The organism is Martinezella lusitana (assembly GCF_014207095.1).
Taxonomy (GTDB): domain Bacteria; phylum Pseudomonadota; class Alphaproteobacteria; order Rhizobiales; family Rhizobiaceae; genus Rhizobium; species Rhizobium lusitanum_B.
Window position 1 is genome coordinate 198,909 of the sequence record NZ_JACHBG010000002.1, and the last position, 14,128, is coordinate 213,036.

13 protein-coding genes are annotated in these 14,128 nt (G+C 60.4%); 8 read left to right on the top strand and 5 right to left on the bottom strand.

What is annotated here, in order from left to right; genetic code table 11:
* Window positions 1–67 precede the first annotated feature (67 nt).
* The 5 genes from GGD46_RS05485 to GGD46_RS05505 all read left to right on the top strand — a co-directional run bounded on the left by GGD46_RS05485 (window position 68) and on the right by GGD46_RS05505 (window position 6,484).
* Window positions 68–1,648 carry a sigma-54-dependent transcriptional regulator gene (locus tag GGD46_RS05485; RefSeq protein WP_184702583.1) on the top strand — a complete coding sequence of 527 codons (1,581 nt, stop codon included), beginning with the start codon at window positions 68–70 and terminating at the stop codon, window positions 1,646–1,648.
* A 175-nt stretch (window positions 1,649–1,823) separates the two neighbouring features.
* Window positions 1,824–3,782, top strand: coding sequence for a DUF882 domain-containing protein (locus tag GGD46_RS05490; protein WP_184702585.1), 1,959 nt, complete (start codon window positions 1,824–1,826; stop codon window positions 3,780–3,782).
* Window positions 3,783–4,233: 451 nt separating this feature from the next.
* Window positions 4,234–4,767 (top strand): hypothetical protein, encoded by a 534-nt coding sequence (locus tag GGD46_RS05495; protein WP_313206286.1) that lies wholly within the window; start codon window positions 4,234–4,236, stop codon window positions 4,765–4,767.
* A gap of 219 nt (window positions 4,768–4,986) precedes the next feature.
* A complete protein-coding gene (locus GGD46_RS05500) occupies window positions 4,987–5,766 on the top strand; it encodes a glycosyltransferase family 25 protein (RefSeq protein WP_246806217.1) in 780 nt (259 codons plus the stop codon).
* A gap of 16 nt (window positions 5,767–5,782) precedes the next feature.
* Entirely contained in the window at window positions 5,783–6,484 is a 702-nt protein-coding gene (locus GGD46_RS05505) for a polysaccharide deacetylase family protein (protein ID WP_184702591.1), read from the top strand.
* A gap of 74 nt (window positions 6,485–6,558) precedes the next feature.
* Here the strand turns inward: GGD46_RS05505 and copC are convergent, their stop codons facing one another.
* From copC to GGD46_RS05530, 5 genes are all read right to left on the bottom strand, one after another.
* Window positions 6,559–6,927 (bottom strand): copper homeostasis periplasmic binding protein CopC, encoded by a 369-nt coding sequence (gene copC, locus GGD46_RS05510; protein WP_184702593.1) that lies wholly within the window; start codon window positions 6,925–6,927, stop codon window positions 6,559–6,561.
* Window positions 6,928–7,023: 96 nt separating this feature from the next.
* On the bottom strand, window positions 7,024–7,617 hold the full coding sequence (locus GGD46_RS05515; RefSeq protein ID WP_184703220.1) for an SCO family protein: 594 nt from the start codon (window positions 7,615–7,617) through the stop codon (window positions 7,024–7,026).
* Window positions 7,618–7,666: 49 nt separating this feature from the next.
* Window positions 7,667–8,164: a copper chaperone PCu(A)C gene (locus GGD46_RS05520; RefSeq protein ID WP_246806219.1), complete on the bottom strand. Its 498-nt coding sequence runs from the start codon at window positions 8,162–8,164 to the stop codon at window positions 7,667–7,669.
* Between the two features lie 56 nt (window positions 8,165–8,220).
* The gene (locus tag GGD46_RS05525; RefSeq protein ID WP_184702598.1) at window positions 8,221–9,594 is read right to left on the bottom strand and encodes a PepSY domain-containing protein; all 1,374 of its coding nucleotides are present in this window, start codon (window positions 9,592–9,594) and stop codon (window positions 8,221–8,223) included.
* A gap of 250 nt (window positions 9,595–9,844) precedes the next feature.
* A complete protein-coding gene (locus tag GGD46_RS05530) occupies window positions 9,845–10,261 on the bottom strand; it encodes a hypothetical protein (RefSeq protein WP_184703221.1) in 417 nt (138 codons plus the stop codon).
* Between the two features lie 135 nt (window positions 10,262–10,396).
* Between GGD46_RS05530 and GGD46_RS05535 the strand changes: the two genes are divergently transcribed.
* The 3 genes from GGD46_RS05535 to GGD46_RS05545 all read left to right on the top strand — a co-directional run bounded on the left by GGD46_RS05535 (window position 10,397) and on the right by GGD46_RS05545 (window position 14,005).
* Window positions 10,397–11,659, top strand: coding sequence for an NAD(P)/FAD-dependent oxidoreductase (locus GGD46_RS05535; RefSeq protein ID WP_184702600.1), 1,263 nt, complete (start codon window positions 10,397–10,399; stop codon window positions 11,657–11,659).
* 191 nt (window positions 11,660–11,850) lie between these two features.
* Complete coding sequence (locus GGD46_RS05540) at window positions 11,851–12,948, top strand: branched-chain amino acid aminotransferase (protein ID WP_184702603.1); 1,098 nt, start codon at window positions 11,851–11,853, stop codon at window positions 12,946–12,948.
* Between the two features lie 133 nt (window positions 12,949–13,081).
* Window positions 13,082–14,005, top strand: coding sequence for an NAD(P)-dependent oxidoreductase (locus GGD46_RS05545; RefSeq protein ID WP_184702605.1), 924 nt, complete (start codon window positions 13,082–13,084; stop codon window positions 14,003–14,005).
* Window positions 14,006–14,128: the final 123 nt, after the last annotated feature.

The following is a 14,128-nucleotide window of genomic DNA, read 5'->3' on the forward strand; positions in this document are numbered from 1 at the left end:
GGCAAAACTTCATGTTCAAGCCTTTCTGCGAGTGTCTGCGTCAGGTTTCGCATGAAGTGAGGCACCAATGACCGTTTATAGTGGCGCCAAGGTTGGCGCGCAGATTCTCGTTGTTGAGGATGATCCGATTCAACGCCGTCTGCTGAAAAATGCCATCGAGCGGCACGGACACGTTGCCCATCTGGCAGAGAATGGCCGTTTCGGCCTTGAAGTTTTGAAGCGCAACAGCGAGCAGATCAACGTGATCGTGCTCGATCTCATGATGCCGGAAATGAACGGCATCGAGTTTCTGGGTGCGCTGAACGATATGGGGATCGATCTGCCTGTGATCGTGCAAACGGGGCAGGGCGGCATCGACACCGTGGTGCAGGCCATGCGGGCCGGCGCCTTCGATTTTGTCGTCAAGCCGGTATCTCCGGAACGCATAGCTGCGTCCATTGCCAATGCGCTCAAGCTCGATCAGCGTGAGGCGAAGGCTCGTGCCGGGCGCAAGTCGCGCTCCAGCGCCATCACCTTCGACGACATCGTCTCGGCAAGCCCGGCGATGATGCGCGTGCTCGATCTCGCCCATCGTGCGGCGCAATCGAATATCCCCGTCGTGCTGGAAGGCGAGTCCGGCGTCGGCAAGGAACTTGTCGCCCGCGCCATCCAGGCCGGCAGCGACCGCGCCGGCAAGCCGTTCGTCACCGTGAACTGCGGCGCGATCCCGCACAACCTTGTCGAAAGTATCCTCTTCGGACACGAGAAGGGCGCATTCACAGGAGCGGCCGAACGCCACGTCGGTAAATTCATGGAGGCCGATGGCGGTACGCTGTTCCTCGACGAGATTGGCGATCTGCCACTGGAAGTCCAGGTGAAGCTGCTGCGCGCCGTGCAGCAGGGCGAGATCGAGACCGTCGGCGCGCGCGTCGCGCAGAAGGTCAACGTCCGGCTGATTTCGGCGACCAACAAGGACCTGATCGAAGAGGTCAAGGCCGGCCGGTTCCGCGAGGATCTCTACTACCGCTTGAACGTTTTCCCGATCACCATGCCGGCGTTGCGCCGTCGCAAGGAAGACATTCCGCATCTGGCACGTGCCTTCGCCGATCGTTTCGCAGTCGAGCAGCGACTCGACTATTCGCTCTCGATCAGCAACAGCGCGCTTGCTCTGCTGACGGCCTATGACTGGCCCGGCAACATCCGCCAGCTGGAAAATGCCGTGTTCCGCGCGGTCGTTCTTTCCGAAGGGCCGGAGCTGCAGGATACCGATTTTCCGCAGATCGCCGCGCAATTGCCGGGCTATTTCTCCGGCGAACAGCCAACGTTAGTTGTGGATAATTCCCACGCTTACGCTGGCGAAACCGCGACGGAAGAGCGGACGGAACGCAGCATGCGCGTTGTTCCATCCGAGGCGGTTGCAACCTCTCTGCATTCCGGAGGTGACGCTCTATCGGGTGCCTCCGACAATGTCATCGTCAGCACCAATATATCGGGCGATGTTCGAAAACTGGCTGATGTCGAGGAGGAACTGATCCGATTCGCCCTGAAATTCTATCGCGGCCAGATGAGCCAGGTCGCACGGAAACTGGGAATCGGCCGCTCAACTCTCTATCGCAAGTTGAAGGATTACGGGATAGACCCGGATGACCCGCAGAAAAGCGCGGCGTAAAGGGATGCTTAACGTTTAAGCAAGCATATTTTGTTACCCGTCGTAAAGCACTTGTTAGTGCATCGTTCACCATGTATGAAGAGGGCGACCATGTGTGGCATTTTTGCCATCGTGTCACCGCAATTGACAGCCATTTGGAACACGATGCGACATTGTCTGTCGGACGGGGATCGAATTGCCGAATTTGAGTAGAAATACCAAGCCTAATAGCTTGAGCCGGCTTTCTGTGTGCTCGAATCTATTCAGCAAGGTGGCCAAGGTTGCAGCCGTTGGCCTCCTTGCTTTGGCCGTTTCTACACCTGTATTCGTCAGCACTCCCTCGCAGGCGGGCGGCGAAACCCGCAGCCTGAAGATCTATTACGTCCACACCGGCGAAAAGGCCGTCATCACCTACAAGCGCAATGGCAAGTTCGATCCGGATGGTCTGGAAAAGCTGAACCGCATCCTGCGCGACTGGCGCAAGAACCAGCCGACCAAGATGAACCCGCGCCTGTTCGACCTGATCTGGGAAGCCTATCGCGAAAGCGGTTCGCACGAATTCATCTACGTGATCTGTGGTTTTCGGTCTCCGGGCACCAACGAGATGCTGCGCACGCGCTCCTCCCATACCGGTGTTGCCAAGAAAAGCCAGCACATGCTCGGCAATGCGATGGATTTCTATCTTCCGGACGTCAAGCTTTCCAAGCTGCGCGAAATCGGCATGAAGCTTCAAGAGGGTGGCGTCGGTTACTATCCGACCTCCGGTTCGCCCTTCGTGCACATGGACGTCGGCGGCGTGCGCGCGTGGCCGCGCATGGATCGCCAGGATCTGGTTCGGCTATTCCCGAACGGCAAGACGATGCATATTCCAGCCGATGGCCGGCCGTTGCCGGGCTATCAGGAAGCGGTTGCCGATTATAAGCGCCGCATGTCATCAGACATTCAGATCGCCAGCTCTTCTTCGCCTCGTCGTGGCTTCTTCGCCCGCCTGTTCGGTATCGGCGGCGGTGCGGATGAGGAAGAGGACAATGCGGAAAGCGGCGTAGCAGCGGCGCCTGTGGCTGTCGCTTCGGCTAGCCGCAAGGGCCAGCCGGCTCCGGCTGCCTCCGACGATGGCGATGATAGCGCGCCGGTTCAGGCCGAAACCAAGCCTCAGGTTCGGGTTGCCAGCGTGAATGCACCCGTTCCGCAAGTTCGTCCGGCTTTCAGCAATCAGACTGCAGGCAGCGAGGTTGCGTCAGCTCTCGTATCGCAGCCGAGCAACGATGCTCAGGCGGCGCTTGCCGCGGCTATGCCTGAAGCCAACGACCAGCCGCAATATGCCGATCTGCGCTCCTATCGTGTGCCGGTGCCTTCGTTGCTTGAGCGCCGGGCGCCCGGCGACGCCGAAGTCGCATCCGCCGAAGCTGATATGAGGGGGCAGATTGCAGCCGTTCCTCTGCCGGTGCAGCGTCCCGAAGTCGCCGAGAGTCTGCTGGCTTCTGCCAATGTCGATCAGGAAGCCATGGATGATCAGGCGGATGCGAACACGCTCTCGCCTTCGATCATCGCTGCGCTCGAGCAGAGCCGGCCGGATCGGTCTGACGTCAATGTTGCCGCCGCGGTGACCCCGCCGCTCAACAATGTTGCGTCGAAGGATGAGATTGCGCAGGCGAACAATGGCGCCATTGACAACAGCGCGGCACAGGCGATCGCGTCCGTTCTGCCGCAGCAGAGGCCGGCGCAGCAAATGCCGATGCAGGTGGCCGCACTGGCGCCGATCCGCAATGAGGTCAAGGCAACCAGCCGTCGCTTCAACGATAATTTCGATGCAGCACGGCCGCAGGAGCGTCCGATCGCAGCGGGCATTCCCGCCAAGGGCGGCCGCCCGAACAAGCAGGATGCGGTCGATGCGGATGCTGGCCATGCAACGATCACGACTGCGCCGAAGCTGACGGAAAAGATGATTTCCCAGTGGGCGATCGCCAAGGCTCGCGTCGAGATCGTCAACCGTCCGGTCAAGGCGCCACGTTTCGTAAGCCCGGCACTTCGGGCCCAGCCGACGGCCGTCTATACGGATGGCTTCAAGATGCAGACAGCATCGATTGATCCGGAGCGTTTCAGCGGTTCGGCCGTGAACTTCCTTCAGGTGAAGAAGTTCAACTCGGTCGAATAGTAAAGACCGCATTCTGGCATTCAGGGAGCCCGCTTGGGCTCCTTTTTTATGTCGCTATGCCATGTAGTATTGCATGCAGCTACATCGATGCAGAAGTATCGCGACCGAACTCTTCCAGAGCAACTGCAGCAGAAACTCTCAGTGAATTTGCGGAGAAACAAAGAGATAGAGCATTTCCGGAACTTTGTCGAGGACAGGGATGCTTTAGACGGAAGCCTCCCGGCTTAACGCTAGGCGCCCAGCGCAAATAATAGCCCCAACCCATTTAGATTATTGTGCTGCTTCCTTTGTTCGGTAGTAATATTGACTTAATTTTATTTAATATTGCATAGCTGCTGCAGAAAATATCAGGGGTGGGCATTTTCAGCTTATGCGCAAGACGGCTGTTATTATCGGCAACGGAAAACTGCATCGTGATCTATCCGAGATTGTGGATAGTGCGGAGTTCACGATGCGCTTCGACGAGCCTACGGCCTCGGCCGGCATGAGTGGGTCGCGCACGGACATCCTTGTGCTTGGAGCCGTTGGCGGAACGACGCAACGCGGGTCAGCCGCCCTATCTTTCCTTGAGAGCACTGCTTTCAAGGCTGCGGAGAAAATCGTGCTTGCCTGTCATCCCGAGAGTGTCCGCAAGCCTCGCCGCAGGTTGCGCTCCTTGTCGCCCCGCGAGCGGCGTGCGGGTGACTGGGTCAAACGCACGATTGAGCTCGTCGGGACCGCCGGCAAGGAAGTCCGCATCATGCCGCCGCAGTTTTACATTGACGGCTATGCGGAGCTCGGGGTTACCGGCTGCCGGATGCATCAGGCCTCTGTCAGCGCCGGATTCTTTGGTATCCGCTACGCACTTTCGACCCTGCCTGCCTGTGAATGGGAGGTGAAATTGTGCGGCTTCAGCTGGGAGGGAGCGACGCGCCATTCCTGGCCGGACGAGCGTCGCTGGGTCAGCGACAAGATCGCGAGCGGTCGAATCAGCATGCTTTTGTGAGGTTTGCCAATCCATCGCGAGACTACATCTCGAGATGTGTCTCTATATCGCGTCATATATCAGGGTTGAATAAAAGGCGATTTTCAGTTTTGGCTCAGTTTTGCCTAATCTCGCTTTCATTCACGGTTGCTAGAGCCTGCTTCCACAATATCGGGGTTATATTTAATGCAGAATCGCGAATTCAATCCGTCTTCAGCGATCCCGCTTGAAAGATCGCATATGGGATTCGGATTCGACAACGCTTCCAAGACTGGCGCGGGCGAGCCGGGCCAGCCTGTCATTCGCGCCTTCGTCGTCCACCTGGATCGTGCGCGTGATCGCATGCCGCAGGTCGAAAGGCTGATGGCGCAGCTTCAGGTCCCCTGCGAAATCGTTGAGGCAGTCGATGGACGGCGGCTGACCAAGGCCGAGATCGACCGGGTGTATCGCCGCCGGCTTCATAAGCCGACCTATCCCTTCGAATTGAGCACCGGCGAGATCGCCTGCTTCCTGTCGCACCGGAAAGCGTGGGCCACCATCGTCGAGCAGGATATTGATGCGGGTCTCATCTTCGAAGACGATGTGGAGGTTGATGATCTTTTCCCGGCGGCTTTTGCGGCTGCCAAGGCTTGCCTGACGGCCGGCGCTTTCATTCGCTTTCCTTTCCGCATGGGTAAGGAACAGGGGAGAAGCGTGCTGACGCAGGGCCGGACCACTGTCATCCGTCCGGTCCGCATCGGCCTTGGCATGGTGGCGCAGCTTGTAACTCGCGAGGCGGCCGTTCGTCTGCTGGAAGCGACCGAGGCCTTCGACCGTCCGGTCGATACGTTTGTGCAGATGAGTTGGCTGACCCATGTTTCGCCGCTTGCGGTTCTGCCCGGCGGCGTTCATGAAATCTCCTCGCAGCTCGGTGGCAGCACGATCAAGAGTAGCAGGACGCTGATGGAAAGGCTTTCCAGAGAGGTGCTGCGACCGCTATACCGTACAAGAATTGCACTGCGTTCGCGCCGATCCATCTGACCTTGAGACCATCAATTTGCCCGTTCCTATCCTCGCATATCATCAGATTGCGGTGCCGCCTTCGGGCCGGGCGCCGTTCAGAAGCATGGTCGTCCACCCCGACGCTTTCCGCAGTCAGATGAAATGGCTGAAAAGGCTCGGAATACAGGGGTTGTCGCTGCGCGAAGCGATGCCTTACGTCATGGGCGCGAAGACAGGTAAGGTCGCCGCCATCACCTTCGACGACAGCTACCTGAACGTCTATGAGAATGCCCTGCCGGTGCTGCAGGAGCACGGCTTCACCGCAACGAATTTCGTGGTCGCCAATCAGATCGGCGGCGGCAATGTCTGGGACGTGCCGCTTGGTGTCGGACCTGCTGCTTGCATGTCAGAGGAGCAGTTGCGCCACTGGAGCAGCTTGGGGCACGAGATCGGTTCGCATACGCTCGACCATGTCCACCTGCCGCATTTGGACGAAGGGGAAGCACGTCGCCAGATCTCCCAATCACGCGGTCTGCTGGAAGATATGCTCGCTGTCGAGGTTTCGTCGTTCTGCTTTCCCTATGGCGATGAAAAGCCGCTCGATCGAAAGCTGGTCCGCGAGGCTGGCTATAGCGCGGCGACCACGACGCAGCGTGGCAGGGCAAGGCCGCACGACGATCCGTTCGGCTTACCGAGGGCGACCGTGCGACGCAACGACACCTGGCTGCAATTCGTCAGGAAATGCGTGTCCGGCTAGTCGCCGGCCGCGCCTGCTTCCCTGTCGAACCCATCTTGCAGAGCGGCTGTGCCAGCCGCTCTGGACATCTCGGATCAGGGCGCGACTGTGAAGCTGTAGGTGCCGTTGGTCTTGTGGCCATCCGTCGAGAGCACGTGCCAGTCGACCGTGTATTTGCCGGGAGCGAGCTTATCGCTCACGGGAACCATCAGCGTCTTGTCACTGTCCATCAGCGACGAGGCGCCTGTTTTCACCGCCTTCTTGTCCGGGCCGGTAACGGTCGCGCCGCTGAATTTCAGGTTGAGGCTCTCGGTAAAGGTGAGGTCGAGTTCCGCTGGCGTCTGCTTCACGGCGCTATCGGCGGCAGGCGCCGAGGATTTGAGGTGGGCATGTGCAAAGGCCTGCCCTGCAAGTGCGAGGCTGGCGGTCAGTGTGGCGAGAAGCAGCGTCTTCATCCGGGGCATGTGGTTTTCCTTTTGGTTGTGGGTGCCGCAGGGGCTGCGGCCGGTTTGCTGGCAACTTATGTTGCCGGGGATTTGATGTGGGCGGCCGACGGCCGTTCATTTCAGAAGGTTGCGGATCTTTTGCAATGCGACGCCATTGTCTTCGCCATAGGCGATCAGGCCGCGAAGATTGCCGCTGGTGTCGACGAGCAGAACCGAGGCGGTGTGATCCATCGTGTAATCTCCGCCGGGAGAAGGCACCTTCTTGGCATAGATGCGCCAAGCCTTGACGGCCTTCTGCATTTCGGCGGGATCGCCGGTGATGCCAGTGATGCGATCCGTGAAGTTGCCGGTGTATTTGTGCATGACTTCAGCTGTGTCGCGTTCGGGGTTCACGGAAAAGAAATAGGCCTTCAGCCTGTCCGCCTCGGGACCGAGCGTCTTGAACCAGCCGGCCATCTCGAAGAGCGTCGTCGGGCACACATCGGGGCAATGGGTATAGCCGAAGTAGATCAGTGAAGGATGGCCCTTGAGCGTCTGTTCCGTGATCGGTTGACCGCGGTCGTCGATCAGGTTGAACGGCCCGCCCATCTGGTTCTCCGCTGCCGTTGCCGGCGGGATGAGGCTCCAGGTGAAATAGGCGATCAAGCCGCAGACGCCGAGCAGGAAGATCGTCAGGATCGCCGGGATGGACCATTCTCTGGTGAACATCGGCTTCTGACGTCTGTTGTGAAGGGAGATGCGGCTGGCGCTACGTCGTTCATTCAGCTGCGTTGGCATGGTCGCCTCCATTGTCGGCCTTCTTGGCAATCGCCGACCCGACGGCGAAGTCGACATCGATCGATCCGGCCTTTTCGAAGGTCAATCTCGCCCGGATCGTCTCGCCCTGCTTGAAGGGGTCGATGACATCCATGAACATGACATGGTAGCTGCCGGGCTTCAGCTGGACGCTCTTGCCAGCCGGGAGAGCCAAGCCGCTTTCGAGCTTGCGCATCACCATGACGTCCTTGTCCATTTTCATTTCATGGATCTCGACCTTGGCTGCTCTCGATGATGTTGCGGAGATCAATCGGTCGTCGGTCTTGCCGCTATTGGTGATGGTCATATAGCCCCCGCCGACCTCGGCGCCCGGCACCATGGCGCGGGCGTAGGGGTTGGCGATCTTGAGGCTTCCAAGCGTTATGTCGGCGGCGCAAGCCAGCCCCGGAGCAGCGACGCAGAGGCTGGCGGCAACGAAAGAGCTGATAAAATGGTTCATGATCGGTTTCCTCTGGAGATCTGGGTGCTGCGCGGCAGATGCTGCCGCGCCGCCTTTCATGAGAAGAACCGCTTCAGCGGCGGTACGAAACGAAGGATGGTCTGGTCGAGCAGCAGCATCACCACGATGGCGAAACCGGTCAGCGGAAAGGCCGCGCCGAAGACGATCGCGATCAGCCACAGGCCGATATAGACGGACCTCTGCGGTGGCATGGGCGGCACGCCGAGGCGGCCGGTCGGCCGGCGCTTCCACCACATCATGACGGCGGTGATGCAACTGAGGATGATGGCAAGGCAGGTCGCCAGCATCAGCAACTGGTTGAAGAGGCCCCATTCCTGTCCCTGATGGACGTTGATGCCCCATTCGATCGCCTTGCCGAGCGCCGGATATTGATCGAAGGAAATATCGACCAGCGGTTTGCCGGAGTACTGGTCGATATGAACGGTGCGCTCCTTGCCGAGATCACCGAAGTAATGGCTGGCGGTGTAGACGCCCGTCTCGTTGGTCGGGATTGCCAGATCTGCGCCGGCGATCATTCCCAATCCGTGCATGATGTTGACGGCTTCATTCAGGCCGATCGGCCGGGCCGATTGAACTGAAGCCGTGTTGGAAAGCGGAACGGGAGCGTTCTCGACGATCCAGCCGGCGCGGCTGACGACATCCTGTGTCACCTTCGTCGATTTCGGAACGTCGTCCCAGACCGCCGCCGGCGTTCCCAAGTCGTTTGCCGTCAGCCAGGCGTTGACATTGGCGCCCCAATAGCCGGACCAGGGCATGCCCGTGAATGCCAGGAAGAAAATGAGGATGCCGGCGATCGCGCCGGTCACGGCATGCAGATCGCGCCAGAAGACGCGGCGGGATGGAGTGCCGCGAACCGTCAGCACGCCGCCCGTCTGGCGCCGCGGCCACCAGAGATAGATGCCGGTCACAACAAGCATCAGGGCGAAGCCGCCGACGATTTCGATGATGCGGTTGGTCCAGGTGCCGAAATATTCGAGACTGTGGATGCGTTTGACGACCCAGCTGAACTCCTGCTTGGAGCCGACCGAGCCGAGCACCTCGCCATTGTGCGGATTGACGTAGACGAGCGTCGATTGGCCCGCCTTCGACACCGTTACCATGGCGGAGCGGTCTCCCGCGGCAGCCTCGCGATAGGATGTCGCTTTGGCGCCCGGCATTGCCGCCAGCGCCGCGTCGACGATCTTCTGCGGCGGGAGCGTGGAGCCGGTGTCGGCGACGATGTGGCGATGAGCATAGAAGGTGTCGGCGATCTGATCCTTGAAAAGATAGATGGACCCGGTGATCGCCAGATTGAGCAGGAAGGGAATGACAAGCAGACCGGCGAAGAAATGCCAGCGCCAGATCGCGCGATAGAGTGAGATATTGTCGGCTGCGACGGCACTCGGCTCGGTCGCGGTGAAGGCAGACATGGGGGACTCCCCGAAGAGGCGGCGGCGCGGAATGATCCAGTCTGAGAGAGGAATGCCTGTCTGCGGGGGAGACGCGACCGCTCCGGTCACTGCCCATGCCGATGTCACCTTAGGAGCCGCTATGAGCGCTCCATTAAGCTTTAAGACATCGGCGCGAGGGACACCTTACCCGCAGCCGGCACGATTGCTCTCGTGCATGGTCCGGCCGCCATTGACGACAAGCGTCACGACATGGGCCGGGACGCAGGGTTCAGGCAAAGCTTCGCAGGGTGGGAGGAGCGCGTGGGCCGCTATTGGGCGGATAAAGCTGGCGGTGGAATGCTTCGTTCTTGGCAACGACGACATCGTCACGGACAAAGGCGAGATGCTCGCAGATGTCCGTCGGCGGGGCAGGGAGCAGGGCGGCTGCGGAAATGCGGCATGCTTCGCATCCCGGCATATAGGCCTTGCTGTGCTCCTTGCCGCCAAGCGTCCTTTCGGTGACGCAGATGATCGGCAGTGTTCCATCCGGCAGGCGGTATTGAGCGAGTTCGAACGGGGTGGGTTCGGCTGCTGCCGAAACGGCGGGGCGGTGGGCAAAGCCGACGGACAGCAGAGCGACGGCGCATAGAATGCGCACCAGCCACTGCGTTGTCCCAAAGGTTCGCTTCCGCACGTTTGCCCCCATTATTGTCCAAAGCAACTACGACATTCGCAGCCGCATCTCAATGCGGCAATTTGGTATGCGCAGCCGCAGTGCCGTTTACATGGCGCGCGAAGGTCAGTTACAGATCGTCAGGCGCGTGTGCGAAAAGGAAATGGAATGCCCAGCGTATCCTGGAGGGGCGGCGAAGTTGACGTCGCCGTGATTGGCGCCGGCGCTGCCGGTGTCGGTGCTGCCCGGCGCCTGCAGTTGCTCCGGCCCGACCTTTCCATCGTGCTGCTCGAAGCTTCCGATCGTGTCGGTGGGCGGGCGCGAACGGTCCATCCCTTCGGTGCGAATGGCGCGGCACTCGATCTCGGCTGCGGCTGGCTGCACGGCGCGCGCGGCAATCCCTGGACGAAGATTACCGAAGAGATCGGCCTGACGGTCGATCGCACGCCAGCGCCTTGGAGCGACGGCGGACGGCAATTCGAACGCAACGACCCTGATATGAAGGCGGCCGCAAGCGCGGTGGCTGACTTTTTCGAGCGGGTCGACGCCTATGATGGAGCTGGCGACACCGATCTCTCGGCCATGTTGCCCGCGGACGAACCGTGGTGCGAAAGGATCTACGCCGTCGGCGCATTCATGACTGGTGCGGAATTACCCAAGTCTTCGGTCATCGATCTTGGCCGCTATGACCCCGGTCCCGGCCCGGACTGGCGCGTCCGTGAAGGCTACGGCACGCTTGTCGCCACATATGGTCTGCCGGTGCCGACCATTCTTGGCGTTGAGGTCAACCGGATCGACCATAGCGGCGCGGATCGTCTTGTCATTTCGACAAGCAAGGGTGAGCTTAAGGCAAGGGCGGTTGTTGTCTCCGTCTCCACCAATGTCCTTGCCGCAGAGCGGATCGCCTTCTGGCCGCCGCTGCCGGAGAAGATCGAGGCTGCTTCGCGTTTGCCTCTCGGGCTGGCCAACAAGCTTTTCATCCAGACCTCCGAGCCCGGCATGTTCCCCGAGGATACGCATGTCATGGGGTCGCGGCAGGATCGCCGTACAGGCGCCTATCAGCTGCGGCCGTTCGGCGCGCCTGTTATCGAGGCCTATTTCGCCGGGGATCTTGCGCTCGATCTCGAACGGCAAGGCAGAGAAGCAGCCTTTGACTTTTCGGTGGAACAGCTTAAGCGCGTCTTCGGTGGGGGTATCGGAGCGAAACTTTCGCCTCTCGTCGCGTCTGCCTGGGCGAGCGAGCCTTTTGTCGGCGGGTCCTATTCCTACGCTGTTCCCGGTGCCTCCGACCTGCGCGGCGTGTTGGCCGCGCCCCATAATGATCGCCTTTTCTTTGCCGGGGAAGCTTGTTCGCGGGCTCGATACTCGACGGCGCACGGTGCTTACGAGAGCGGCGCTCTGGCGGCGGAAGCGGTGGCGAGGGCGCTGTGATATGGGGCTGACGGAAGGCGTGACAGGCTGATGGGCGAAAAATAGCGATTCCGGTCGAAAATTTATCTAAAGCGCTCTTAAACTTGCGCGGCAACAGGCGTAAACGCAATCAAATACCACCCGATTTGGTTTAATTCTTCTTTCGGGAGATCGGCGGCCCAAGCCGCAACAAATGAAGCATTGGAGGAGCCATGAGTAACGGCGACGCACTTACGTTCGACATTCAGAAAAATTCGAGCCCCGCAACGGCCAGCGAGCGTGAAGCCCTGCTGCAGAACCCGGGCTTTGGCCGCGTATTCACCGATCACATGGTGACGATCCGCTATTCGCAGGATCGCGGCTGGCATGGCGCCAAGATCGAGGCGCGCAAGGCGCTGGCTCTCGATCCGGCGACCGTGGTGCTCCACTATGCGCAGGAAATCTTCGAAGGCATGAAGGCCTACCACCTGCCTGACGGCGGGGCAGCGCTCTTCCGCCCGACCGCCAACGCGCAGCGCTTCCACAATTCGGCCGAGCGTCTGGCCATGCCGCCGCTGCCGGAAAAGGTCTTCGTCGAATCCGTCCGCGAACTGGTCAAGATCGATCGCGAGTGGATCCCGACCGCCGAGGGGGCATCGCTCTATCTTCGCCCGTTCATGATCGGTTCGGAATCCGCGCTCGGCACCCGGCCGGCCACGGACTACCTTTTCTGCGTCATAGCTTCGCCGGTTGCCTCTTATTTCAAGGGCGGCGCATCGGCTGTCACGCTCTGGGTTTCGGAGAATTATACCCGCGCGGCTCCCGGCGGCACCGGTGCAGCCAAGTGCGGCGGCAACTATGCTGCAAGCCTTTCCGCGCTCGCCGAAGGCCAGCGTGAAGGCTGCGATCAGGTCGTGTTCCTCGATGCCGTCGAAAAGCGCTGGATCGAAGAGCTTGGCGGCATGAACATCTTCTTCGTTTTCGACGACGGCTCGCTGCAGACGCCGCCGCTGACGGGCACCATCCTGCCGGGCATCACTCGCGACTCGCTGATCAAGCTCGGACGCGACATGGGCCTCACGGTTCGCGAAGAGCCCTATTCGATCGAGCAGTGGCAGGCCGATGCTCAGAGTGGGCGCCTGCGCGAATCCTTCGCCTGCGGTACTGCGGCAGTCGTTACGCCGATCGGCAAGGTGAAGGGCCGCAAGCACAATTTCACGATCGGCGATGGCAATGCCGGGGCTACAACGCTCCGTCTGAAGGCCGCGCTGACCGATATCCAGTTCGGCCGTGCGCCGGACAAGAACGAGTGGCTGGACCGCCTGTTCTAAGCGGAAAGTCCTTGATCCGCGTCAGTTTGACCGGAGCTCGATAGACATCCGGCGGGAACTCAAAAGGGGTCCTCCCGCCGGGCGCTGACATCTGAGATCGCATAGTTACCCGAAAACCATCGGAGTTGTTGTGATGACCAACGTCAGTGAACGTCCCGGCGGCGAGCCGGGCGAGGAGATCGGCTTTGTCGGTCTCGGCGTCATGGGCCAGCCTATGGCCCTCAATCTTGCAAGAGCGGGCACGAAGCTCGTCGTTTGGAACCGGTCGCCGGAAGCGACGAACCCGTTGCGCGAGGCTGGCGCCAGGGTCGCGGGAAGCGTCGAGGAAGTATTCGAGCGCGCCCGTATCGTCATCCTGATGCTTGTCAACGAAACGGTGCTGGACGCCGTTTTGCAGCGCGGAGAGCCGGGTTTCGCGAATCTGGTTGCCGGGCATATCGTGGTCTCGATGGGATCCAACCCGCCCGAATACTCACGCGGACTTGCTGCCGATATTCTTGCTGCCGGTGGTCGCTATGTCGAAGCGCCGGTTTCGGGCTCCAGGAAGCCAGCCGAGACGGCGCAGCTCGTCGCATTGCTGGGTGGTGATGCCGAGACGGTCGAAGAGGTCAGGCTGCTGCTTGTGCCGATGTGCCGCGAAACGATCCTGTGCGGTCCGGTCGGCAATGCGCTGCTGATGAAGCTGGCGGTCAATCTCTATCTCTGCACGATGCTGGCCGGGCTTGCCGAGGCGTCGCATTTTGCCGAGCGGAACGGGCTCGATCTTTCGACTTTCCAGGCCGCTATCGGCTCCGGGCCTATGGCCAGCGATCTGACCCGCGTGAAAATTCCGAAGCTTGTCGCTCGGGATTTTTCAGTGCAGGCGGCGACTGCCGACGCATTCAACAGCACAAATCTGATCGCGCAGGCCGCCCTAACCGCCGGGACGGCATCGCCGCTGCTCGACCTGTGCCGGACGCTTTACGGAGAAAGCGTCGAACTCGGCAATGGCCGGCTCGACATGATATCGGTGGTTGCGGCGATCGAGGCACGCACCGTGGCGCTTGGTCGCTCCTGACGCGGGTGAACGCGTTGCGGAATCTGTAACCTATTATAAATGCTCGTTTTTCGTAGTTTTCGGACAGAGAGGTGCCTTGCCCATATCCTGAAATTGCTTTGGCAAACCGGCGGGCAGCGCCTA

Coding starts and splice junctions, on each gene's coding strand:
- GGD46_RS05540 (WP_184702603.1), top strand. CDS start 11,851: ATGAGTAACGGCGACGCACTTACGTTCGACATTCAGAAAAATTCGAGC.
- GGD46_RS05545 (WP_184702605.1), top strand. CDS start 13,082: ATGACCAACGTCAGTGAACGTCCCGGCGGCGAGCCGGGCGAGGAGATC.
- GGD46_RS05530 (WP_184703221.1), bottom strand. CDS start 10,261: ATGGGGGCAAACGTGCGGAAGCGAACCTTTGGGACAACGCAGTGGCTG.
- GGD46_RS05520 (WP_246806219.1), bottom strand. CDS start 8,164: ATGAACCATTTTATCAGCTCTTTCGTTGCCGCCAGCCTCTGCGTCGCT.
- copC (WP_184702593.1), bottom strand. CDS start 6,927: ATGCCCCGGATGAAGACGCTGCTTCTCGCCACACTGACCGCCAGCCTC.
- GGD46_RS05495 (WP_313206286.1), top strand. CDS start 4,234: ATGCGCTTCGACGAGCCTACGGCCTCGGCCGGCATGAGTGGGTCGCGC.
- GGD46_RS05500 (WP_246806217.1), top strand. CDS start 4,987: ATGGGATTCGGATTCGACAACGCTTCCAAGACTGGCGCGGGCGAGCCG.
- GGD46_RS05485 (WP_184702583.1), top strand. CDS start 68: ATGACCGTTTATAGTGGCGCCAAGGTTGGCGCGCAGATTCTCGTTGTT.
- GGD46_RS05515 (WP_184703220.1), bottom strand. CDS start 7,617: ATGTTCACCAGAGAATGGTCCATCCCGGCGATCCTGACGATCTTCCTG.
- GGD46_RS05525 (WP_184702598.1), bottom strand. CDS start 9,594: ATGTCTGCCTTCACCGCGACCGAGCCGAGTGCCGTCGCAGCCGACAAT.
- GGD46_RS05535 (WP_184702600.1), top strand. CDS start 10,397: ATGCCCAGCGTATCCTGGAGGGGCGGCGAAGTTGACGTCGCCGTGATT.